13 protein-coding genes are annotated in these 22,843 nt (G+C 41.9%); all 13 read right to left on the bottom strand.

What is annotated here, in order from left to right:
- Positions 1-22: 22 nt before the first annotated feature.
- Complete coding sequence (locus AC6JA8_RS11455; RefSeq protein ID WP_497973906.1) at positions 23-1,219, bottom strand: bactofilin family protein; 1,197 nt, start codon at positions 1,217-1,219, stop codon at positions 23-25.
- Positions 1,200-2,438 (bottom strand): hypothetical protein, encoded by a 1,239-nt coding sequence (locus AC6JA8_RS11450; RefSeq protein WP_497973905.1) that lies wholly within the window; start codon positions 2,436-2,438, stop codon positions 1,200-1,202. Before AC6JA8_RS11450 ends, AC6JA8_RS11455 begins: the two co-directional genes overlap by 20 nt.
- Positions 2,428-3,102 carry a hypothetical protein gene (locus AC6JA8_RS11445; protein WP_497973904.1) on the bottom strand — a complete coding sequence of 225 codons (675 nt, stop codon included), beginning with the start codon at positions 3,100-3,102 and terminating at the stop codon, positions 2,428-2,430. Before AC6JA8_RS11445 ends, AC6JA8_RS11450 begins: the two co-directional genes overlap by 11 nt.
- A 14-nt stretch (positions 3,103-3,116) precedes the next feature.
- Entirely contained in the window at positions 3,117-4,415 is a 1,299-nt protein-coding gene (locus AC6JA8_RS11440) for an LbetaH domain-containing protein (protein ID WP_497973903.1), read from the bottom strand.
- A gap of 16 nt (positions 4,416-4,431) precedes the next feature.
- The gene (locus AC6JA8_RS11435) at positions 4,432-5,505 is read right to left on the bottom strand and encodes a hypothetical protein (protein ID WP_497973902.1); all 1,074 of its coding nucleotides are present in this window, start codon (positions 5,503-5,505) and stop codon (positions 4,432-4,434) included.
- Positions 5,506-5,519: 14 nt separating this feature from the next.
- A complete protein-coding gene (locus tag AC6JA8_RS11430) occupies positions 5,520-7,250 on the bottom strand; it encodes a hypothetical protein (RefSeq protein WP_497973901.1) in 1,731 nt (576 codons plus the stop codon).
- 44 nt (positions 7,251-7,294) lie between these two features.
- Complete coding sequence (locus AC6JA8_RS11425) at positions 7,295-16,252, bottom strand: choice-of-anchor D domain-containing protein (protein ID WP_497973900.1); 8,958 nt, start codon at positions 16,250-16,252, stop codon at positions 7,295-7,297.
- Positions 16,253-16,442: 190 nt separating this feature from the next.
- Positions 16,443-17,480 (bottom strand): uroporphyrinogen decarboxylase family protein, encoded by a 1,038-nt coding sequence (locus tag AC6JA8_RS11420; RefSeq protein WP_497973899.1) that lies wholly within the window; start codon positions 17,478-17,480, stop codon positions 16,443-16,445.
- An 11-nt stretch (positions 17,481-17,491) separates the two neighbouring features.
- Complete coding sequence (locus tag AC6JA8_RS11415) at positions 17,492-18,178, bottom strand: response regulator transcription factor (protein WP_497973898.1); 687 nt, start codon at positions 18,176-18,178, stop codon at positions 17,492-17,494.
- Positions 18,171-19,076 carry a sensor histidine kinase gene (locus AC6JA8_RS11410; protein ID WP_497973897.1) on the bottom strand — a complete coding sequence of 302 codons (906 nt, stop codon included), beginning with the start codon at positions 19,074-19,076 and terminating at the stop codon, positions 18,171-18,173. Before AC6JA8_RS11410 ends, AC6JA8_RS11415 begins: the two co-directional genes overlap by 8 nt.
- Positions 19,076-20,353 (bottom strand): glutamate-1-semialdehyde 2,1-aminomutase, encoded by a 1,278-nt coding sequence (gene hemL, locus AC6JA8_RS11405; protein ID WP_497973896.1) that lies wholly within the window; start codon positions 20,351-20,353, stop codon positions 19,076-19,078. Before hemL ends, AC6JA8_RS11410 begins: the two co-directional genes overlap by 1 nt.
- A gap of 10 nt (positions 20,354-20,363) precedes the next feature.
- The gene (hemC, locus tag AC6JA8_RS11400; RefSeq protein ID WP_497973895.1) at positions 20,364-21,893 is read right to left on the bottom strand and encodes a hydroxymethylbilane synthase; all 1,530 of its coding nucleotides are present in this window, start codon (positions 21,891-21,893) and stop codon (positions 20,364-20,366) included.
- A complete protein-coding gene (locus tag AC6JA8_RS11395; RefSeq protein ID WP_497973894.1) occupies positions 21,877-22,833 on the bottom strand; it encodes a Rossmann-fold NAD(P)-binding domain-containing protein in 957 nt (318 codons plus the stop codon). The genes hemC and AC6JA8_RS11395 overlap by 17 nt, the downstream gene beginning before the upstream one ends.
- Positions 22,834-22,843: the final 10 nt, after the last annotated feature.

The following is a 22,843-nucleotide window of genomic DNA, read 5'->3' as shown; positions in this document are numbered from 1 at the left end:
ACCTAGTCCCATCAATCTATAATTACTCAAAATTGCCATTATCCAAATTACTATTCAGTACATAAGATCCGTGAAGAGAGACTGTACCATGTGCAACTCCACCAGTTGTAACAACAGCATCTCCATAAACCTGAGCATTACCAAAAACTAATGCATTAGACTCTATTAGAGCATTCTCATAAACATATGCCTGCCCATAGACTTTTGCAGTTCCAACAACTCGAGAATCTCCACTAACTACGGATTCACCAAAAACCTGTGCTGAATTTCTTACAATTGCACTTTCTTTTATTTCGGCTTTTCCATAAATTTTAGAATCACCACTAATCAGCTTTGCACTCACTACGGCATTGTCATAGATTTTTGCATTCATAGAAACAATGGTACTTCCAGAAACAAGCGCATTTCCGTAGACTTGTGCTGAGTTCTTAATGGTGGCATTCTCAAAAACTATAGCTGAACCATAAACTTTTGAATTATCGAGCAAGAGTGCATTACCTAGTACTTTTGCATTATCGGCGACTATGGTATCTGTCCCTTTTAAGATAGCCGTAGAAAAAATCTCAGCATTGTGACTTAATGTCGCTTTTCCTAAGATCTGAGCAGATCCTCTCACTTTAGATAAATCAGACATCGTAACATTTCCATTAACTACAGCATCTTCTGATACAGAAGAGTTGTTATATAGAATAGAGTTACCTAGAACTTTTGCTGAGTTTGAAACTTTCGAGTTATCGTAAATTTGAGCATTGCCAGATATCTGTGCATAGTCAGACACAATAGTGTCAGTCCCTGAAATAAGAGCCGCTCCATAAACTTGAGCATTATCCTTAATTTTTGAATTAAGTTGAATTATGGCCGAACCATAGACTTGAGCAGAGTTTTCTACCGTCGCAGTATCTTTAACGTGCGCATTTTCATAAACAAGAGCATTGCCATTTACTAAGGCATTTCCTTCAACGACGGCCTCTCCTGAAATTCGAGCATTTCCAGAAATAATAGCATTCCCAAGAACTTCAGCTGAGTCACAAACGCTTGCATTGGCGTTGACTTTTGCAGTAGGGGCAACAAAAGCTGTAGAGGCCACAAAACCTCCTCCATTTGGATGAGGTGCTCCTGCGATAGATATACCTGGGCATATTGATGCTTCAGAGTGTGCAATCCCTGCAATGAAGACAAGGCTTAAAAGAGACGATTTTTTAATATAGTTGGCTTTCATGCTTTACTCCAATAATTTTTTTCTTGTTTTGAAAGTGATGCTCACCAGTGTCTAGGTCACTTGATACAATAACGGTTCCGTAAACCGTAACATTCCCATGAGCTCGACCACCGTTTGAGATAATTGCATCGCCGTAGATCTGTGCATTTTCAAAAACTTCACCGTCTGAGTTCGCTGAAGCGTTTTCATACATAATGGCCTGGCCGTAAACCTTTGCCGTATTTTTGATTTGTACATTATCAGCAAGTAGAGCTTCTCCAAAAACCTCAGCTGAATCTTTTACAATAACATTGTCTCGGATTTGTGCTTTTCCATAAACTCGAGCGTTGTTACTGATCAGTTGTCCAGTAACAATTGCTCTATCGAAAACTTTGGCATTGTTTTCAATAACAACACTTCCTGCCACAATTGCATTTCCAAAAACTTCGACAGAGTCTTTTAAACTACTGTTTTCAAAAATAAGTGCATGTCCGTAGACTTTTACAGTATTCATTAGAATGGCTGCGCCTAAAACTTGTGCATCGTCTGCAATATAAACGTCAGTTCCATTGACATAGACGTTTCCTGAAACTTGAGCACTCTGCGATAGAGTTGCTTTTCCGTACAGTTGAGATGAACCGCTAACTTTTGATTTTCCAGATAGTGAGATATATCCATTTAGATAAGCGTTTTCAAAAACACTAGCGTTGTTTGTAATGATAGAGTTTCCAAAAACTCTCGAGTGTCCATAAACGCGGGCACTGTTTTGAATTTGTGCCATTCCCGATACTTGAGCAGAACCTGAAACAATTGCATTGCCAGAAAGAGTTGCATTCCCATAAACCTGAGAATTATTTAAAGCTTTCGAGCTGTTTTGAATTAGAGCGTTTCCATAAATTTGTGAATTATGATCTATTACTGCATTATCTTTAATGTGAGCATTCCCATAGACTAAAGATTTTCCTTTGATAATAGCATTGTCTTCAACTAAAGCGGTTCCTCTAACTCTTGCTTCACCATCAATAATCGCATTTCCAGAAACAACTGCAGATTCGCATACACTGGCATTTATTGTTACGATAGCTGTCGCAGCCACTGTCGCTGAAGATGCCACAAATCCACCACCATTTGAATGGGGGTATCCACCTGTTGCCATATCTGGGCAAGATGATGCATGGGCTGAATGAACACTTAAAGAAAAAAAGGTGATGATATAAAATAATTTTGAATTAATTTTCATTTCTACTCCAACGCAGTTTCTTTTTGATATTTAGCTGGGCAGATGTAGGACAATTTAGTACATCTGTTAAAACTGAATTTGCAGGGTATTGTTTTACCGCGCAAATGTTCGTTGTTCCGGATGTGATAACATTTTGTCCTATTGATGCTACACCGTGAATTTTTGAATTTCCTTTAATTTGAGCATTCCCAATGATTGAGGCACTACCATAAACTTTGGCAGATTCATCAACTATTGCGCTTCCTGCAACTCTTGCATTCTCAAATACTTTTGCATTGGCTTTTATAGTTGCGCCTTCTGAAATTTTGGCATTCCCATAAACTAAAGCATTGTCAGAGACTCTTATCGCTAGATTTGGTGGGGAAGAGGTTAGGGAAGCATTTCCGAAGATTTGAGCATTATCAACAATAACAGAGCCATCGTTAATTCTAGCGTAACCATAGACTCTCACTTGATCATCAATTTGAGTGTTTCCTAAGACTGTTGCATATTCGCAAACTGAAGCGTTTGGTCCGACGTAGACAGCTGGATCAATGACTACAGTTAAGGCAACATTTCCTCCACCGTTCGTGTGAGGCACTGTTGGTGCTCCATTACAATAGACATCCATTGCTTGAGCTTTTGCCACAATGAAAAGAAGAAAAATGTAATTAGTTTTTCTCATAAATTATTTCCTGATTAAAGATGATTTCCTTGTTTGTAATCACCGGAAGTAAGTACAGCATTTCCATAAACTAAGGCTGTCCCATGAATGGAAGTTGTTCCAGTTACTTGTGCATTTCCATAAACTTGGCCGAATTCAAAGATTTTTGCGTCTCCACCGATAATGGCATTTTGATAGATTGCTGCATCTCCAGAAATTCTTCCTTGATCTGCAATTTGAGCATTATCGTAAATTTGTGCTTTTCCGAAAACTTGTGCACTTCCGCGAACAACCGATTGTCCGTAAACTTGTGAACTTCCAAAAATTTTTGCTAGCTGAAAGACTTGTGCCTGACCTTGAATGACTGCTTCGCCACTAATTTCAGCATTGTCATAAATTATTGGAGATTCATAAATTTTTGAACGACCACGAATTATAGCGTTGTCATAAATTTTTGCATTTCCTGCAACTTCTGCATGGCCATAAATGTGAGCTTCGCCATAGACTTGAGCATCTTCATAAACAAAAGCATCGCCAGTAATGACAGCGTCGTCATAGATATAAGCGCCATCTGCTAATTTAGCATTCTGCTTTATTTTTGCATTTCCCGCGATCATTACAACATCAGTGGCTTGAGCATTATCTGTAATTTCTGCAGTTCCTGAGATTTGTGCATCTCTGTCAATTAAGGCATTACCTGAAACTTTTGAATTTCCATAAACTTGACTTGCTCCTTGTACCAGAGCTTTTCCATAAACATCAGCACTGTCATAAATGACAGCTTGGTCAGCGATAGTTGCACTTTCACGAACTGTAGCATTCCCAAAAACTTGAGCTGTCCCCGAAAGTGTGACTGTACCGCTTACTAGGGCAGAGTTGTATACTTGCACTTTGTTATTTTCAGCAAATTGCACAAGTCCTTTAACATTGGCACTGTCAAAAATCTGAGCTTGTCCTCTAATCACAGTGTGAGTAAGTTGAGAGCCTGTAACAGATTGAGAAATGACTACGGCATTTCCATAAATTTTTGAATTCCCTTCAACAATTAATGGTTTAGTAAGGGTTGTAAGAGTTGCATTTCCAAAAATTCTTGAATTGCCTCTGATTGTTAAAGGTTGAGAGTTTGTTGTAGAAAGTACAGCTGATCCTAGCACCTGAGCAGTATCACAAACTTCAACGTTGATACCAACATAAGCCGTTGGCGCAACTGTCGCAGTTGCTGCAATAAATGCATCATTCTCATTATAAGAGCCGGGAACACCTCCACAGTCTAGAGCAGCTAGACTTGCGCAAGAGAAACCAAGAGCAGATAAAGCTAAAATATTTTTATACATATAAATCCCTTTTCGATTAATGTGCAATTAAAACGCTATCGTGAGTCCCCGTACTTATGTGAGCATCCCCACGAACCACTGAAGTCCCATAGACCTGAGCAGAACCATCAATAATGGCTGCTTCATAAATAACAGCTTGTCCATAAACCTTGGCACTTCCTGCAATTTCAGAATGATCTTCAATGCTAGATTCACCATAGATTTCAGCATTGTCTGTAACGGATGAATTGTCTCTAACAGTAGATTTACCATAGATTTTTACATTTCCAGCAATATAGGGAGTTCCAAAAACTAGAGATTGGCCGTAGATTGAAACACCTGTTGCTCCATTACCTTCAATTAAGCCTTCAGCTTCTAGAGCGACAACCGAATTTCCACGAATATTAACAATTCCTGTTGTATGAGTTGATCCTGTGACTAGAGCGGCGTCACTGATCGTTGTATTTTGATCAAGGACGCTCGCCTCACCGGCCACAGTTGATGTGCCTCTGACAATCGTGTTTCCTTTTACAATCGCATTTTCAGTTACAAGAGAATTTCCTCTTACTTGAGCAGAGCCCAGAACATGTGCAGTGTACATAACTCTGGCATTGTCATAAACTTTTCCTTGCCCATAAACGTTTGCAGAGTCTCCTAATTTAGCAGCTCCATAAACTTGAGCTTGTCCATACACTTGTGCTGTATCACTAATCATTGCTGTTCCGTAAAGACGAGCATTCTCCGATATAGAAGCATTGTTGTGAAGTACTGACTGACCGTAAACTTGAGCTTGGCCATAAGCTTGGGCCATGTCTGTAATAATGGCGTCCTCATAAATTCTCGCACTACCATAAATTTGAGCAGAACCAGATACTCGAGCATTGCCTTCGACAATTGCTTGATCGCGGATTTCCGCTGTTCCTGAGATTGAGGCTTGATCACAAACTACAGCTGTAGACCCAACGAAAACTGTTGAAGCAACAGTTGCAGTGCTATAGACAGTTCCACCGCCGTTGGTATGGGTATTTGCTGTGCCTGTCTGTGTATTAGTACAAGTCGCGGCGTAGAGATTGAATGAACTAAAAAGAGTTATATAAGCAATATGTTTCATAAAAATCCTTATTGTTAGTATTCGTCATGAGTCGGAATTGGTTTTCTGAAAGCGATTGGCCCTTGAGTTAGCAAAATTTCTCCCCACCAGTAGACAGCGTTAGTTGTTGTTACAAGTGAAGGGGTTAAAGAACTCATCCCGAAATTTAAAATTGGATCATCGGTAATGACTTCAGTTGGTGAAGGTACCGTAGAATCAATGGAATCGATCCCAACTTGACCTTGACTGTTATTTCCCCAACAAAATAATTGATTTGTTGTTGAAGAGTGAGCGCAAGCTGTTGCCATGCCGACATAAACTTTTGTTGTATTATCTCCTGTAATACTAGCAACTAAAGTAGGAGGTAATACGGCGCCTGTTGTGCCATTTCCAATTGCGCCAGCGAAATTATTCCCCCAGCAAATAACTTGAAAAGAGGCATCGACAGCACACACACTGAATTGGCCAGCTGAAATTTGTTTTAAAGCAAAGTTTCCGAACCCTGTTAATCCTGTAACTGATTGAGGTTCTAGAGCTGTTGGTGTTGAAGAGTTTCCAATTTGTCCTTGTGACAGCTCTCCCCAGCACTTAGCTTTCGCAGTTGTTCCATGAGTCCCACATGTATAATTTAAGCCACTGCTAATGCTCTGAAGTCCTTCAGATAAATTTGTTACGGCTTCTGGGGATGGGTGAGGGTCTGTATCTGATGTTCCGATTCCAAGTTGACCAAATTCATTGCTTCCCCAGCAGTAAGTTCCAGATGGAGTAATCGCACATGTGTGCTTGTTTCCAAGTGCAAGCTTAGTCGCTCCCGAAATGCCAGTAACAAAACCGCTTCCCGTTGGTGATACGGTACCTAGTCCTAATTGACCGACGTCATTTTTCCCCCAGCATTTAACCTGGCCATTAAACCTAATGGCACATGTATGACTACCTCCTGTTTCTACGAGTGTTGCATCTCCAACTTGCATGCTTGAAAAGCTAGGCGAATCAATAAATGTTTGTGAATCTGAAGAGATTTGATTTGAAGAATTGTCTCCCCAACATAAAACGTCCCCAGTTGTTGAAACGTCTGAAAACGACATGATTGCACATGTATGCTTAGCTGATGAACCTGATGAGAACTTGAAGAATCTATTATTACTTTGACAGTAAGCATTTCCTTTTGGGATAGCTGTATTGTAAAGAATTATGTCGTTACAAGCTCTTGCCATACCACCCATGGATACTGAATTTAGAACAATTTTACCGTGAGCAACGGCATTTCCTTCTAGGTGTGAGTTATTTAGTTGAGCATGTCCATATGCTTTCGCAGTATCTGACATTGTTGTGAGGCCCTGAAGTTTTGCATGGCCATAGATTTGAATGTTATTATTTAAAACAGCATTATCTAGAATAACGGCATTTCCTCCAACTTGAGAATTCCCTGCAATTTGTATCCCGTTTCCTGTCCCATAATTTTCGATATGAGCAAATTCTCCAATGTAAGCACTATCTTGAATAACAACTTTTCCTTTAATAGTTGCATACCCATCAATCTCTGCCCATTCATCAATAATTGTGTTACCTGAGATTGTATTCACCCCACAAACCTTCGCATTCGGCCCAACATAAACAGATGGCTCAACATACGCCGTAAGCGCAACGAATCCACCTCCGTTTCCATGTTTAAACCCTGGCATGTATCCACATTCGTCGGCCATCACTGGCGCTGACAGAAATAGGACTGCAGCCACTAATGACAGCCGATTTCTTAGACGTTTCATTCTTTTCTCCTCATAAAAAAAGTTCAATTGATATGTTTTATTTTTCATAGATTTTCCCAGCACATTTCTTGGTTTTTAATTGTTTTTACACATGTCTTCTTGTCTTTGCGGTAGAAGTCTTTTGCAAATTCTGTTGAAGACGGGGTTCTGTTTTGTGAAAGATTGAATTTTAATCCTGTATCCAGGCATTCAACCTGTCCGTTGTCAAAGAGCACACAGTTTTGAGCGTTACCTTTTAGAAGTTTGATTGGTTTGTAATCAACTCCTGGACCAGTCTTGCTTGAGTTTGTACGAGCAATGGCCATGACATCTCCGCCAATCTGACAGCTTCTTCTGATTAGAACAGAATGGCTTCCGATTGTGGCAACTGGAGCACTTGGAGCAATGGTAACCTTACATGATTCACCTGAAAGGTGAGTGTCTTCATTACAAGATGTCGAAACGATCTTAAAGGCTTTTTTACTTTCTCCGATGATTTCAGGAAGTTCACATTTTTCTGCATCTTCTTCACCTTCATTTTTAATCGTCAGTGAAAGCTGAGATTTTTGAAGTGAATCAAAAGCAAGTAGGGAAGGTTGCACAAATAATTGAGGTGGACCTGGGAGCACTCCGCGCGCATAAAGAGGTGCTGAAACTGATCCCCCAACTTGACAGCTAAAGTTTAAACTTGCGTTTTTATCACCTACAGAGCCAGCAGGAGCAGCCGCTACGATGACCTGACAATACTCGCCCGGTTGAATTAAGCTGAGTCCTGTACAAGCTTTTGCTAGTCCTTGGTAACTTAGATTAAATTCAGAAGCATTTGGTCCTGTGATAGCTGGTTCAGCACAAGCGCGGAATGCACCTGGGGACGTATTCTTCATTGTAAGAACTTTGTCTCTTGATTGAGTTCCTACAGCAACGTTCGTGAAATTGATTCCAGTTGGTGTAAGCGCTAGTGCCTGAGTTGCCGCAATACCTTGACCTTCGATGGCAATTTGAACTTCTCCACCAACAGTACAAGTGTATTTTAGAATACCTGTTCTCAGGCCAATTGCTGAAGCTCTAAACTCAGCCGCTTGGTTACAACTTTTTCCTGGGTCAAGTGTAGCCGTACATCCATTGTATGGGCTGGCCTGAAGACGGAAAGCATTTGGATTTGTTCCTGCCAGAGAAGGAGCACAGTTACGAACCTTACTGCTTGAATTGTTAGTGATCTTAAAGAAAGCGACTGCAGATGATTGTCCAATTGGAACTTGTAAAAAGTTGAAACTTGTTGTTGAAGCAACAATTGCTGACTTTCCGGCAATCGCCGTTGCGCTTAAAGTTGCATTTGCTGTTCCACCAGTCGTACAAGTTCTGCTGATTGTCGCAGCTTTTTTACCTAATGAAGAAGGGATTGACTCCAGTGTAACCTGGCAAGAAGTTCCGGCATTCATAGTTGCACTTGTACAGCTATGACTTGCAATGGAGAATTCGCTGGCGTTTGGACCAGTGATCACCGGATTCTGACAGTTAAGTGCTGGACCAGCTCCTAGGTTGTCAAGTTCGATGACTTTTTCTTCTGAAGCTTGACCTAGAGTTACATTTGTAAACTCAACTCTATCTGTTTCAAACTTAAGGTTTGGATCAAGCATTTTTCCAGCAGCATTTAGGCCTGCTGTTGCTTTTCCTCCAATCGCACAGTGACGACTGAGTTCGGCTTTTTTCAATCCTACACTTGTTGGTGTTGCCACTACCGTAATTCGACAAACTCTTTGCGAAGCGAGGCTGTCACTACAATTGTCTTCAAGGATTTTAAATTGAGACGCATGCACACCCGTTAGAGCAGGAGCGCTACAAGAGCTGGCAAGTCCGGCGCCTTTATTCAGGAGAATAAATTCGTGCGGTTTACTTGCCTGATTGACTCCGGTAAAACCAAAATCGAATTCTTTTTCAGTCATGGCCAGAGAGCTTTGAGCGTTTACAGCTGAAGCTTTAAGAGCAACTGAGCTTGTTCCACCTACAGTACACGTGAAACCAACTTGAGCATTTTTTGTACCAGGAGTCACAGGAATAGCAGAGATATAGGCTGAACATGAATCCTTCGCTCCTTTTAAAGAGGCTGAGCAATTCATAGATTCAATCTTAAATTCATTTGCGTTTGTTCCAGTGATTGCAAGAGGACTGCATCCACTAACTGGGCCAGGTCCTTGGTTTGTCCAAGTGATTAACTGGGCCTTCGTCGCCTGAGCGACATTGGCATTTCCGAAGTCGAAACTTGATTTATCTGCAAGGACTTGTGCTGTATTTGATGCTGTCGCTTCAGTGATTAGTGGCACATTAACCATGCTTGTACTTCCACATGCAAAGCTTAGTCGTGCCGATTTCATTCCTGGAGAGCTTGGAGAGGCAAAAACTTTTACCGAGCATGAAGAAGAGAACTCAGAAGAGCATGTGCTCTCAGCAATCGAGAACTGATCTGCATATTCACCTGTCACCTTAGGGTGTGAACAGTTTAAAAGAGCTTTCTTTCCTTGGTTGGCGAATGTGACAATTTCAACTTTTGATGAGTTTTTACTTGGAACTTTTCCAAAGTTAATTGATTTAACGTTGGCAATGATTAGACCTGGAGTTGCCGTCGCTGTTGCTGATAATGTAGCTGTCGCGACACCACCCACGCCACATGTACGTGTAAGAGTGGCCTCTTTTGCACCTGCAGATGATGGATTTGCTCTAAGTTTGATAACACAATAACCTTTTGAAGCTAGAGGTGATGTTCCACAACTGTCTTCTGTAATCGCGAATTGAGCAGCATGAGTTCCACTTAATGTGGCAGCAGAACAATTAAAGGCCTTTCCCTCTGTTTGATTTGAAAGAGTGGCATATAGTTCCTGAGAAGGTTGACTTTCAGGGATTTCACCAAAGTCGATAGTTGTGCGGGCAAAGGCAATAGCAGGAGACCCTGTAATTGATGTTGCAGAAAGTTCTGCTTTTGCTGTTCCTCCGATTGCACATACTCTTTTTAATCTTGCTTTTTTTGCTCCTAGAGTTGATGGAGATGAAACAATTGTGACCTGACAATTAGATTTTCTTCCCATTGAGGCAACACATGTACTGCTTTCAATTGTAAAGTGAGAGGCATCTGGCCCTTCAAGAACTGCAGAGTCACAGCTTGTCGCTCTACCTTCAGTCGAGTTGACGATAGTGAAAGTTCTGCTCGCACTTCCTGTTCCCATCACAACACTTCCGAATTCATTTGCAGTAGGGAAGATTGCCATTTGAGCAGTGATTGTTGTCCCTGTGGCCGCGAGAGTGCTTGAGAGAGTTGTACTGTTACACTGAAGATTTAATGAAGCACTAATCAGTCCTAGGGCCGCTGGATGGGCCCTGACTTTTGCGATACAGCTTTGCCCTGGGTTTAAGCGGCTTCCACAAGCATTTGGATTCTCAATTTCAAACTCAGAAAAGTTGAAACCTGAGATCGATAAAGGCTGACATCCAGAAGCTGATACTGTCCCGTTATTTTCAATTACAAAATCCTGGTAGTTAGAGTAAGCACCAAGGAAGATTTCACCAAAGTTGTAACTTAATGGCTGAACTGAAAGCACTGATTGAGTTGAGACAGCAGAGATTGTTGTACTTAATGTACCTCCAATCGAACAAACTTTTTTCAAGCTTGCTGTTTTGTTTCCGAGTGAAACAGGGTTTGCTTTTAGGTCAATCGTACAGGTATCTCCAACAGGAAGAGAATTTCCACATGTCTCAGATCCGTTAACGATTTGGAATTCAGCAGCGTTTGTTCCTTCAAGTGTAAAGGCGCTACACCCAGAAGCTGAACCAGTTCCTGTATTTGACAGAGTCACTGTTAGGGCTTCAGAAAGACCGCCATTTTCAATAGCTCCAAAGTTAATTGGGGTAGGAGTTGTTGAAAGAACTGGACCAGTCCCTGTTCCTGAAACGTTGGCAGTCATTGTTCCGCCAGACGAGCAAGCAAACTGAAGAGTCGCATTTTTTGCCAGTGTTGAAAGAGGTGAGAAGCTGACTTCGATGTCACACGTACCACCAGGAGTAAGGGCACTGTCTGAACAATTGATGTTGCTGACTGCAAAGTTGTTGCTGTTAGTTCCTGTTAAAATAGGGGCGGTACATCCGATCGCATTTCCATCACCATTGTTCGTGACGGTGAATGTTTGAGCACTCGATGTCTGACCAACGAGAATGTTGCCGAAATTGTGAGATGAAGGAGAGATCGCAAGTTCAGCTCCAATTCCTTTACCGTTTAGTGACGCAGTAACATTTCCACCAGTCGTACATGTTAATTGAATATTTGCTTCTTTTATTGATCTCGATGTTGGCGAGAACTTTACATCTACAGCACATGAGCTTCCTGTTTCAATTGAGCCAGTCGAGCATGTCGTTGAGTGAACGCTGAATTGAGCAGCGTCAGCTCCCGTAATTGAAGGCACTGAACATCCTGAAGCATTTTGGTTCCCGGAGTTCGTAATCGTTAATGTCTGAGCTGCAGATGTCTGTCCAACATTAACGCTTCCGAAATTTGAATTTGAAGGAGAGATGGCCAGAAGTGGACTATTTCCTGTTCCTGTCAGCGATGCACTTAGTGTTCCACCATTAGTACACGTTCTTTCTAGCGTTGCATTTTTACCATTTGACGTTAAAGGCGAGAATGTCACCTCTACACTACAATTGCCACCGGCCCCGATTGAACCAGCTGGACAGTTAACAAGGCTTAGAGAGAAGTTGCTGCTGTCTGCACCTGTAATGACCGGCGCACTACACCCTGTGGCACTAATGTCACCAGAGTTTGTCATGGTGAAGGCCTGAGGAGCAGAAGATTGCCCAACTGGAACGTTTCCAAAGTTGTGAGACACTGGAGCGATGGCCAGGACAGGGGCCACTCCATTTCCAGAAAGAGCAGAAGTTAACAGGCCACCAGAGCTACAGCTAAATTGCAGTTGAGCATTTTTAGGTAATCGATAAAGAGGACTGAAGCTAACGTCAATAGAGCATGTTCCTCCATTTGCAGGAACAGTTCCACCAGAACATGTCACATTACTTAAAGCAAAGTGAGCAGTGTCAGCTCCAGTGATAACCGGAGATGTACATCCAATAGCATCTCCATTCCCAGAGTTTGTGATAGTAAATGTGGCCGATGTTGAAGTCGCTCCAACCTGAGTGTTTCCAAAGTTGTGCGTTGTTGGTGTCATCGCCAACAGAGGAGCAATTGCTTGAGCACTTACAGAAGCACTTAGTTCTCCACCGTTTACACAGTTGCGTTTTAAAGTCAGGTTTTTATTTCCACTTGTTGCTGGAACAAATTTAAGTTCAACTGAACATGTTCCCATTGAAGGAAGATTATTTGTTGAACAAGTGTCATTAAGAAGAATGAAGTCGGCCGTATTTCCTTGGATAACAGGTGCGCTACATTGAGTTGCGTTTCCTAAACCTGAGTTAGAAAGAGTAAAAGTTTGAGAAGACTGACTACCAACAGCGACTGTTCCAAAGTTATGAGTCGTTGGAGAAATGGCCAGGACTGGTTCAACAAGAAGACTTTGTGCCGTGATAGCGTTGGTTAAAGTTCTAACTGTTCCACCAACAATACAAGTGCGGTTTAGCGTACTTTTAATTAATCCAACTTTGGTTGGTGTCGCTGCAATTTCAATGTTACAGCTTGCACCTGAGGCCAGGTTATTTTCAGCACACTGGTCGTTGATAATCTGAAAGTGAGAATAATCAGCACCTGTCAGGTATGGTTTCGAACAGTTCGTTGCTGCTCCTGAACCCAGGTTATCAATAGTAAAAGTATGAGATGAAGATGTCCCACCATTTGGAACTTGTCCAAAATCAAAGGCCAATGGGCTTAGTAAAAGATTTGGAGTCGGTCCAGGAACAACTGAATTGACTTCAAGAACTGCTGAGACTGTTGGAGTTGAAGCACATGTCAGATTTAAGCTCGCTGTTCTATGATCAATCCCTGTTGGATGAGTGCGAACGACAACCGTACATTGGCCAATTCCTGTTGGCAGATCCATTCCAGCACATGAATCAGAAATAATAGAGAACTCTGAAGCGTTTGGTCCAGTAATTGTTGGAACCTGACATGAAGTTGCGTTTCCACCACCAATGTTATTGAAAGTCACTACTGTTGAAGTGCTTGTTGTATTCATTAGGATATCTCCAAATGAGACAACTTCTGGGTTAACGGCAAGAAGAGGATTTGCATCCAGACCGAAAACACTTAATCCATTGATGTCAGTTGAGGCCAATCCGCCTTGAGAGCAGTTTCTTGTTAGCGTTGCTGAACGGGTCCCAATATCTTGTGGTGAAGCCGAAACGACAACCTGACACGAGTTTCCTGGAAGGAGAGGGCTTGAACCGCACGAATCAGATGTAATCTGGAAGTCTTCAGGGTTTGCTCCTAAGATTGCAGGGGCTGAACAGTATTGAACTGTCACTGGAGTGTCATTGCGGAAGGTGAATGTTTTATTTCCAGCAGGGCTTCCAATGTTTACACTTCCATATTGATGATTAAAAGGAATGACATTTAGAAGAGGAGAAATCGCTGAGTATGTGACTGCTTGAGAAAGAGTTTTAACTTCTCCAATCGTTTCGCATTTTCTTGAAAGGGTTGTGCGTTTTTGCCCGCCAGAAGTAGGGGCAGCGGCTAAACGAACTTCACATGCACCGATTAGGTTGCCAAAAGAAACCTCATCAAGAACAGGCGTTGTTGAACCATTGGCCGAGTGAAAAATGGCCCTGAACTTTAAATTTCCATTTGTTCCTAAAAGAAGAAGCTTATTGTTAACTAGGCTCGCGGTCGTTGATTGCAGGAATGAGCCATTGCTATTTGACCAGTTAGAACCATCCCAGTATTTCCAGTTTAGACCATTGTCATTAGAGATAACAAAGCGAACTTGATCTCCAGAGCCACCTCTTGTAATGGCCTCGAAATTTTTAAGTGCAGATGTATAAGGAATGGCCGCTAATGTTTCAATGTATGGATGATCCGTAGGGTATCTTAGCCATTCATTTTGAATCTGATAGTTACTTGTATGCTGAACGGTACTGAAAATAGCGAACTGACCAACTGAGAAGTTTGCAGTGTAGGCAGCATTGCGAGTGCTTCCGATGCGGATTTTAGTAATATTTGTTCCGATTCGGTTAATTTGAGTTGTAAGAGTGCTTCCAAGTTGAATCCCGTTAATAAAGAGTCTTGTCTCTCCATTTTGGAAATCCATATTGAGTTCCAGCTCAACCTCTTCACCTTGGACAGCATTGTATGATCCAAAGTTATAACTTGCGGCCGTCGCACCTGCCAGGTCGTAGGCAAGAAGAGAGACCAACCCAGTATTTGAATGATGAAGCTGAATGCGATTTAAGTTTGAGTTAGCATTTTCAAAGACAGTGAAAATCGCCTGAGAAGTTGCCGGAGACCCTTGATAGTTTGGAATGTAACGGAAGCGAAAAGTTGATACTTTATGGAAGTCACCTTTTCCTAAAGCTTCGTAGTCCACATAACGTAGATCGCTGGCATTAAGATTAAGAGCACCATTACTTACGCTTGCGCCTCCAACCTGTGTCGCAGTTAGATTTCCGTTTCCTTGATCTCCATTGATTGAATTGTTGTAAGATGCATAAAAAACAGAATCAGAAGTAATGGCCGATTTTTTCAAACGGGCCACTCCGTTAGCAAATTCAATTTTTGAGCTGTCAGAAATAGTGAAAAGGGCCGGATTGTCGAATTCATAGATTGAATTCGATCCAGCTAAAGGAGGAAGATCGTTTGTTCCACAAGTGTTTTTAACAATCGTGAATTCATCTGCATCTTCACCTTCAAGCACAACAGGCTCACAACCAAGAATGGGAAGCGTTCCAGTGTTTTGGAAAGTAAATTTTTGTGAAATAAGATTTGTTACACCTAAAGCAGTCGCTGGAAGCTCAGCACTCAATGGAGAAAGAGACATTTGTCTTGAAGCAACAGCTTCAACTTTTACACCATTTGTTTCAGTTGAAACACTACCGCCAGTACTGCACGATCTGGCGATCGTCAGTTTTTTGGTTCCTAAAGACAGAGGTTTTGCTCTTAGTTTAACTAAACACGAGCCACCCTCAGCAATAAGAGTTGAATTTGTACATGTGTTTTGAGTGACCTGAAATTCATTGATATCGCCACTGAACTGAAGAGCTGAACAGTTAGTTGCATCAACAGCACCATCATTTTTGATGGTGAAGAATACTTCATCTGATACGCCACCAACCGGAACGTCTGTAAAGGTTTTTGTTTTTGGAAGAAGGCTTAAAGATGGAGCGCTTGGAACGCTCTTACAAAGTTTCGTTGAGTTTTCAATAACACTTGTGCCACCAACAATAACTTCGTCACAGATTTCAGTCAGGGAGCTGGTCGATTTAACGATGGCCGAACCAGAAATCTGGGCCTTCCCATGGATCTTGGCATTTTCGATAGAAGCTTCGTCAATAACTCTTGCCTGTCCGTAAACTTGAGAAGAGGTAACTTTCGCTTTTCCTCTGACTGTGACCTGACCGAATACATTCGATCCTGAAACAGTGATGTCTTCAATGATTTTTGCATTTCCATAAATACGCGAATGGTTATTGATGATAATGCCCAACTCGCCATCTCTTGAATCAATGACAGCTCCACCTTCAACGATAGATTCATTGATTTCGACGATGTCTGCAATATGGGCCCTTCCTCTTACTTTAGATCCGTTGATGATTTTTACATCGGAACCATAAAGAGTGACGTACTCACAAACTTCTGATGTTTCATCAATGTACGGATCGCCAGTCATAATTCTGACTGTATCTGCAATGAATCCACCACCATTTTCATGAATTGTTCCACGTTGCCCCGAACATGGTTTTGCTTTCACTAGGTATGACTTGGCAAACCCCGTTGCTAGTATTGCAAATAGAATAATCGCTATCGACCAGCGGTAATAATGAGAAAAAGACAGACGACAACGCCTTAAGACAAAAGTAGTCCTTGATCGTCTTTCCATGACGATTACTCCCTGAAAAATGAGGTAAATAATAAATGTTCGAAGAGATGATCTAAGGCGGTAAAAACCTTGTCAATTACAAATGGTACACAATATTCGAAAAAGAATTAAATACAATAGCTTAGTCGTTTAATATTTATTTAAACTTAAAAAGGCGAGGAGTGACTTTGCAATCACTCCTGACAGAATCTTAATAGACGAAATTTTTATGAATATACTCAACCGTCTTTCTCACATTACTTTCCGGAGTCTGCTGAAGAACCCCATGCCCTAAACCACAAATCCAACGATCCAGGTTTTTCAGGTCTTTTAACGGCGCCCAGAATTGCTCTAGTTTCGCTTCAACAATCGGCCAGTCATAGTGCAGGTAACTTGGATCAAAGTTTCCTTGGATCATGTAATCGTTTCCAAGCGCTTTAAGCGCAGCTGATAAATCCATTCTCCAGTCAATTCCCAGAACGTCGATGTTCTTGTCCTGGATTTCCTGAAGGTAGTTCATATGAGTGAGCTTTGAGTAGTAGACCACTTTTTTCGTTGGGTGAAGTTTCTTAAATTCACTTGTTACTTTTCTAAGCATTGGCAGAACAAATTCTTTAAAGTCATTAAAAGTTAATTCACCAACTGCTGTATCAAATAAGCACACGGCGTCTGCTCCGCCTTCAGCTTGAACCGACATTTCTGTCAGAAGTTCAGGAAGAAGAATTTCACAGAAACCTTGCCATCTGCCATCGTAGAAACCTTTTTTTGAGCTCGTTAGGTTTCCAGAGTGTGATCCTTCAACTGCGTAAGTGTAAAGTGTCCATGGAGCACCAACAAATCCTAGAAGAGATTTCGTCTGAGGAAGTTCAGCGCGAAGAAGTTTAGTCGCTTCCTTTTGGAAGTTATAATACGCTCTTGATTCCTGAATCAGTTTACATTTTTTTACATCAGCTGGTGTCTCAAGTCTGAATTCTAAAATTGGCCCTGGGGCATAAGTTAATCCCAGTCCAAGTTGCTCAAGAGGGAAGAGAAGATCCGAGAATAAAATCGCGGCATCGAAATTAAAATCGCGGATTGGTCCCATGGTGATTTCACAGGCCATGACCGGGTTTTTACACATAGTCATGAAGTCAGAATCTTTTTTGATATTCTGATAGTGAGAGTGATAGCGACCCGCCTGGCGCATAAACCACACTGGCACTTGAGTCTTTCCATCGTTTGTTTTTAGTCGGTCGTTAAATAATCCCATGTCACATTCCTTTAATTCACAATTAATTTATATCCAATACTTCTGATACTTTGAATTTCGAGAGCTTTTTTTGGATCGCTCTCACACCACTTGCGAAGTTTTACAATGTAGTTGTCGACAGTGCGGTTAGAAGGAAATTTGTCTTCTCCCCAAATCTTTTCAATGATCTCTTCACGGTCAACGGCATTGTTCTTCTTGGTGTAGAGCAGCTCCAGGATCGCGCACTCTTTTTGTGAAAGGGTGATCACGTTTCCTTGGGCATCCTGAACTTCATAGCGCTTAAACCAGATTTTAAGCCCGCCGTGGGAGATTTCCTCCGGAAGCTTGTTGATCTCGCTTTGGCTTGAAAGGATGCGGTTTAACCTTAAAATAAGCTCTTTTAAAGCAAACGGTTTTGTTATGTAATCGTCAGCGCCGATTTCTAATCCTTCAACTTTTGTTTCAGGGTCATTCATTGCCGACAAGAAAAGAAGCACAAAATCTTTTCTTAGTTTTCTAAACTCACGGGCCAAATCTAGTCCGTTTCCGTCTGGAAGTCCGATATCCATCAGGATCACACTTGGATGCTCAGATTTAAAGAGCTCGCGGGCTTCTTTCGCATTTTTTGCCCATGTGCAACCGTGTCCTAAACCTTTAAGGTATTCAGAAAGGGTGATCCCTAAGTTTTCTTCATCTTCAACAATAAGAATATTAAGCATGGGCCTCCTCACTCTTTTTAAAGATCAAATCAAACTTAAGCCCATGGTTGGCCTTGGTGATTGAGAGACTGCCGTGCATTTTATCTAAAAGTTTCTGGCTCAGGTAGAGCCCAATCCCAGAACCCTTGGTTGAATTGTGTTTATAAAAGAGCGTCCCCAGTTTTTCCAGGTCACCTTTAAAGTCCCCGTGGTCAATATAGGCGAGGTGAACCTTGCCTTCTGTCTGTGAGAGGACGATCTGAATTTTTTTACTCGTCGTATGAATGCGTGTGTTTTCCAGAAGATTTTTCATAATCAATTCCAGCGCAAACTCATCAGCATCAATATTGATGTTTCCCTCTGGAGCAATGATTTCTACTTCATGTTCAGGTACCCAGGCCTTTGCCAGTTTTTTTATAAAAGGTAAAAGAGAGAGGCTCGTTAGATTTAATTCACCTCCGCGCTCGATGCGCGAAAGCTGCAGGATCTTATCCATTTGTGTCTCAAGCTTTGTCGTATCAGCAATCAGGCGCCCGATAAGCTTGTTTAACGTCGGGTCATTTTTTGATTCTAAAATCTCGTTAATCACTTCACCTTGTAGACGAATGCTTGCCAGTGGAGTTTTTAGCTCGTGAGTCAGGCTAGCAAAAAAGGCCTGTAGGGACTTTGTCTTTCTTTGGTCTTTTAAATAGAGAACTAAAAGAGAGATTGAAAGAAGCATTAAGAGTACCAGGAAACTTCCACCTTCCCAGGCGAGCATCTTAGTGATGCGCGGTCTGTCTGCGTGGCCTAGAAAACTCTCAAAGTTGATCATGATATAAACCCACCATGCCCCAATCATCAAAAGAACTCCGGCCCACAGTAATGAGAGGGTAAAAAGGAGTTTTGATGAATGGGAGAATGGGTTTTTAATGTTCATTAAAGTTTAATATCCAGTCTCTTGGCGATATCGGCCACGACTGTATCGTCGTGAGCTAAACTCACAAAGCCCACTTCGTAAGCGTTTGGCGCCAGGTAAATCCCGCGGTCTAATAACACTTCAAAAAGTTTATTGAAATTTTCAGTTAGGTTGGCTGGGATGTCAGCGATCTTTGTTACGTTCTCTTTTGGTACAATCCAAAATAAAGAAGAGTAGGTTGTGATCTGGAACATATTGAACTGACCGTTGTTATACGTCTTCATCCAGTTCGCTAAAAGAGTCGTGATCTTTTTTGTTTGTTCTTCAATTTTTTTGTAAGACTCAGGAGTCATCTCTTTAAGAGTTGAAAGTCCACCAACCATTGCTAAAGGGTTCGCCGAAAGAGTTCCCGCTTGGTAAACTTTTCCAATCGGCGCCAGGTGCTCCATAATAAATTTTGAAGCTCCAATCGCTCCAACCGGTAAACCACCACCGATGATTTTTCCTAGTGTGACGATGTCTGGCTTAATTCCTGTCACTTCGGCCATTCCACCGAAAGCAACACGGAAACCAGAGATAACTTCATCAAAAATGAGAAGTGCTTTATTGGCAGTTGTAATGTCTCTTAAAAATTGCAGGAATTCTTTTGGCTGAACCATTAGACCATTGTTTGCCGGAAGAGGCTCAATAATGATTGCCGCAATTTGGTCTTTGTGATCGATGAAGCATTGTTTTAATCCTTCAGTGTCACCAAGTTCAAGAATAAGTGTATCGTGAGCAACACCTTCTGGAACACCTGCAGATGAAGCTTCAGCTTCTCCAGCTAATCCCGAACCAGCTTTAATCAGCATTGAATCCACGTGTCCGTGGTAGCAGCCGTTAAACTTAATAATTTTATTTCTTCCCGTCACTCCACGAGCAAGGCGAAGGGCCGTCATAACAGCTTCTGTTCCAGAGTTAACGAAACGAAGTTGTTCAACGTGAGGAAGTTTTCCTAGAAGAAACTCAGCAAGCTCCAGAGAGTAGGGCTCACAAGCTCCATAACTCCATCCGCGTTCAAGACCTTCGTGCAGGGCCTTTTCAACTTTTGGGTGTCTGTGACCAAGAATGAGTGGTCCAAAACTCATACAGAAGTCGACGTATTTTTTATCTTCTACGTCGTAGATATAAGCGCCTTCTGCTCTGTTAAAAAAGCGAGGTGTTGTATGAAGACCCTTAAAGCTTCTTACTGGTGAGTGAACTCCACCAGGCACTAATGTTTTTGATTTAGAAAAAAGATCAGATTGAATATTCGACATATGTATTCCTTTAGACTCTCGTCCATGATTTAAATTCTTCAATTCCGGCCATCGGAAGAACTTCGATTCCATTTGCGCGGAAAAGATCGTACGTTTTGCCGATCCCACACGCGTGCATGCGCTCTTTGATTTCCGGGAAGTGATAAATATAGGCCTGGTACTGGAAGTAACTTGTCCAGTAGAAGACTTCTGTTTTTAAAATCTCTGCTTTAAACTCAGCGCTTAGGTTTTTATTGATCTCGCGCTTGTAGCACGCCACAACTTCTGCCGTCGTCAGTGTGCTTTTTGCTTCATCATTAGATAAAACAATCAGCTGGGCCTTGGTGTCGATCATGATTCCAGCCGCACGAGATGAGCGCAGGTTTTCGACTTCATCATCGCCAATGCCATCAGCAGTCCCATTAACCCAGAAGCCAAGAGCGGCCAGGTCTTTCATTGTTTTTGTTCCAGCGGCCCAAAGTGATTTTGGGTTACTTCCAGCGATCGCATCAAAGCAGTATTTGCTAGTGATATAAAGATGCAGTCCCTGGTCTAATGTAACCGGGATATTTTTTTTCGTAATGAGCTCATCATTTGCCGGATGCCCGTCAAAAACTTTTGGAGCAATCGCAAAGGCCGGAAGTGAGCGTCCTTCAAGTTCAAACAGCGCCACGTCTTCGCCATTTAAGTGGCCTTGGTGGCTATGAAGGAAAAATTCACCTTTAGAGCTGTGAAGTTTTCTGACGTTGATTCCAACCGCAAGGTGGCATCCGCCGCCGTATTCATTAAAGGCCTTTCTTTCGCGAACAACTTCTTCTTTCGTGCGCGCATCCTGAACCATCGCAAGCTTCTTTAAAAGCTCTCCGTTATCAGCGCGGTTGAGTTTGCACTCAATCGCCAGTGCTCCTTGAGAAGCAGAAGAAGGGAAGACTGTCTGAGGAAGAATCATAAAGTTGATTCCATCCAGAAGTCTTTTTAGTTCTTCATTTGAAGAAGGCGTGTGAGCCAGTCTTTCAATTCCCGGAAGAGCTAAGACGATAGCGTCGTATTCACCATCGCGAAGTTTTTGGATACGTGTATTGATATTTCCACGAAGCATCTTTGTTTTTACAACGACGTTTTTTGCTTTTGGAAGATAGTCGGCCAGTTTCTTTTCAATATTGACGATTCTTCTTGGCGAAGATGTCCCGATAATTAACTCAGCTCTATTTTTAATCGTAGGAATTGTTTCGTTCTTAATAAGAAGAATATCGTGAGCAAAACTTCTTTTTGTCACAGCGGCCAGCGTGATCCCTTCAGGACGAAGAGAGCCCAGGTCTTTATGTGAGTGAACCACCAGGTCTACCTGGTCATTTAAAAGTGCTTCATCAAGCTCTTTTGTGAAGAAGTTATTTCCACTCATCTGCCAAAGCGGCTGTGAGGTTTGAATGTCACCTTGAGTTTTAATGACAACTAATTCGAAAGTATCGCCGGTTAAGCGCTCTAGTTCGTCTTTGACTTGTCCACATTGAGTGAGGGCAAGAAGTGACCCTCTGGTTCCGATCTTATAGTGAGTAGGCAAACTGTAACTCCTCCCAATCAAATGGTGTGCTAGATAGAGTAGGCCTTGCGCGTTTTTCGGCAAGGGAAGCGATTGTTGATCTCGCCTTATTTACCTTTTCCATCTTTTCGATATTGAGCTTGGCGCTTTGTCTGAAAATATCTTCCAGACGAAGAACTCCATCTTTTTCTGTGAGACTAGTTTCTATCACAGAGGGAGATCCAAGATCAATAAAGAGCTTCATTTGTGCTCTGGGAGAAGTGTGATATTTGTAACCGAAAAATTGCAAGAAGAAGAGTTCATCAAAAAGAACTTCATCTGCTCCAATAGTGTTAACGATAAAAGGGAAACGAGCGTAAATGTCTTTTGCGCCCCACGCGATGCTCTCTAGCCCATAAGTCGACGAAAGTTCCGCTACGCGCGCGTCGTTTCTGGCAGAGATAAACACGTTGTGCTTTTTCTTTAAAAGTTTAATCAGGTCTTCGGCAAGAGTTCCCGAACCTAAAACCAGTACATCTCCGTCGCTCACGGCCGTATGAATGAGTTTTCTGGCGATTCCTGCGTATGTAAGCTGACCAATCTCAGTTAAATGGTCAGTTCTGACTTTTTTATTGTCCTGGAAAAGTTTTTCCAGAACCATCATGACGTGATTGTTTCTTTCAGGAGATTTTAGGAATTCCTGGTAAGCGTCTTTAAACTGGCCGACAACTTCGTACTCAGCAACCACTTCAGAGCGCAGACCGCAGATTGTTTCTAGTAAAAAAACGTAGGCGTCTTGACCTTCAAAAATGTCGGTAATGACATCTTCTCTAAGCGCGTTTTCGCGAAGGTGTAAAAAAGGTGCTTCACCAAGTCCCATAACTAGGGTACGCTGGCACGTCTTTAAAACGAACACGTCTCCCTTTGATGGGCTCGCGTGCGAATTTGCCTTTAAATTAATGACAGTTAAATTGGTAATCATAGTCTTAACT

It is taken from the genome of Bacteriovorax sp. HI3 (assembly GCF_059738875.1).
The sequence above is the reverse complement of the archived record's forward strand: the minus strand, read 5'-3'. Positions and strand labels throughout refer to the sequence as shown.

What these genes read in the sequence shown, in the direction of transcription:
- AC6JA8_RS11455 (WP_497973906.1), bottom strand. Translation starts at nt 1,219, where the DNA reads ATGAAAGCCAACTATATTAAAAAATCGTCTCTTTTAAGCCTTGTCTTC.
- AC6JA8_RS11450 (WP_497973905.1), bottom strand. Translation starts at nt 2,438, where the DNA reads ATGAAAATTAATTCAAAATTATTTTATATCATCACCTTTTTTTCTTTA.
- AC6JA8_RS11445 (WP_497973904.1), bottom strand. Translation starts at nt 3,102, where the DNA reads ATGAGAAAAACTAATTACATTTTTCTTCTTTTCATTGTGGCAAAAGCT.
- AC6JA8_RS11440 (WP_497973903.1), bottom strand. Translation starts at nt 4,415, where the DNA reads ATGTATAAAAATATTTTAGCTTTATCTGCTCTTGGTTTCTCTTGCGCA.
- AC6JA8_RS11435 (WP_497973902.1), bottom strand. Translation starts at nt 5,505, where the DNA reads ATGAAACATATTGCTTATATAACTCTTTTTAGTTCATTCAATCTCTAC.
- AC6JA8_RS11430 (WP_497973901.1), bottom strand. Translation starts at nt 7,250, where the DNA reads ATGAAACGTCTAAGAAATCGGCTGTCATTAGTGGCTGCAGTCCTATTT.
- AC6JA8_RS11425 (WP_497973900.1), bottom strand. Translation starts at nt 16,252, where the DNA reads ATGGAAAGACGATCAAGGACTACTTTTGTCTTAAGGCGTTGTCGTCTG.
- AC6JA8_RS11420 (WP_497973899.1), bottom strand. Translation starts at nt 17,480, where the DNA reads ATGGGATTATTTAACGACCGACTAAAAACAAACGATGGAAAGACTCAA.
- AC6JA8_RS11415 (WP_497973898.1), bottom strand. Translation starts at nt 18,178, where the DNA reads ATGCTTAATATTCTTATTGTTGAAGATGAAGAAAACTTAGGGATCACC.
- AC6JA8_RS11410 (WP_497973897.1), bottom strand. Translation starts at nt 19,076, where the DNA reads ATGAACATTAAAAACCCATTCTCCCATTCATCAAAACTCCTTTTTACC.
- hemL (WP_497973896.1), bottom strand. Translation starts at nt 20,353, where the DNA reads ATGTCGAATATTCAATCTGATCTTTTTTCTAAATCAAAAACATTAGTG.
- AC6JA8_RS11395 (WP_497973894.1), bottom strand. Translation starts at nt 22,833, where the DNA reads ATGATTACCAATTTAACTGTCATTAATTTAAAGGCAAATTCGCACGCG.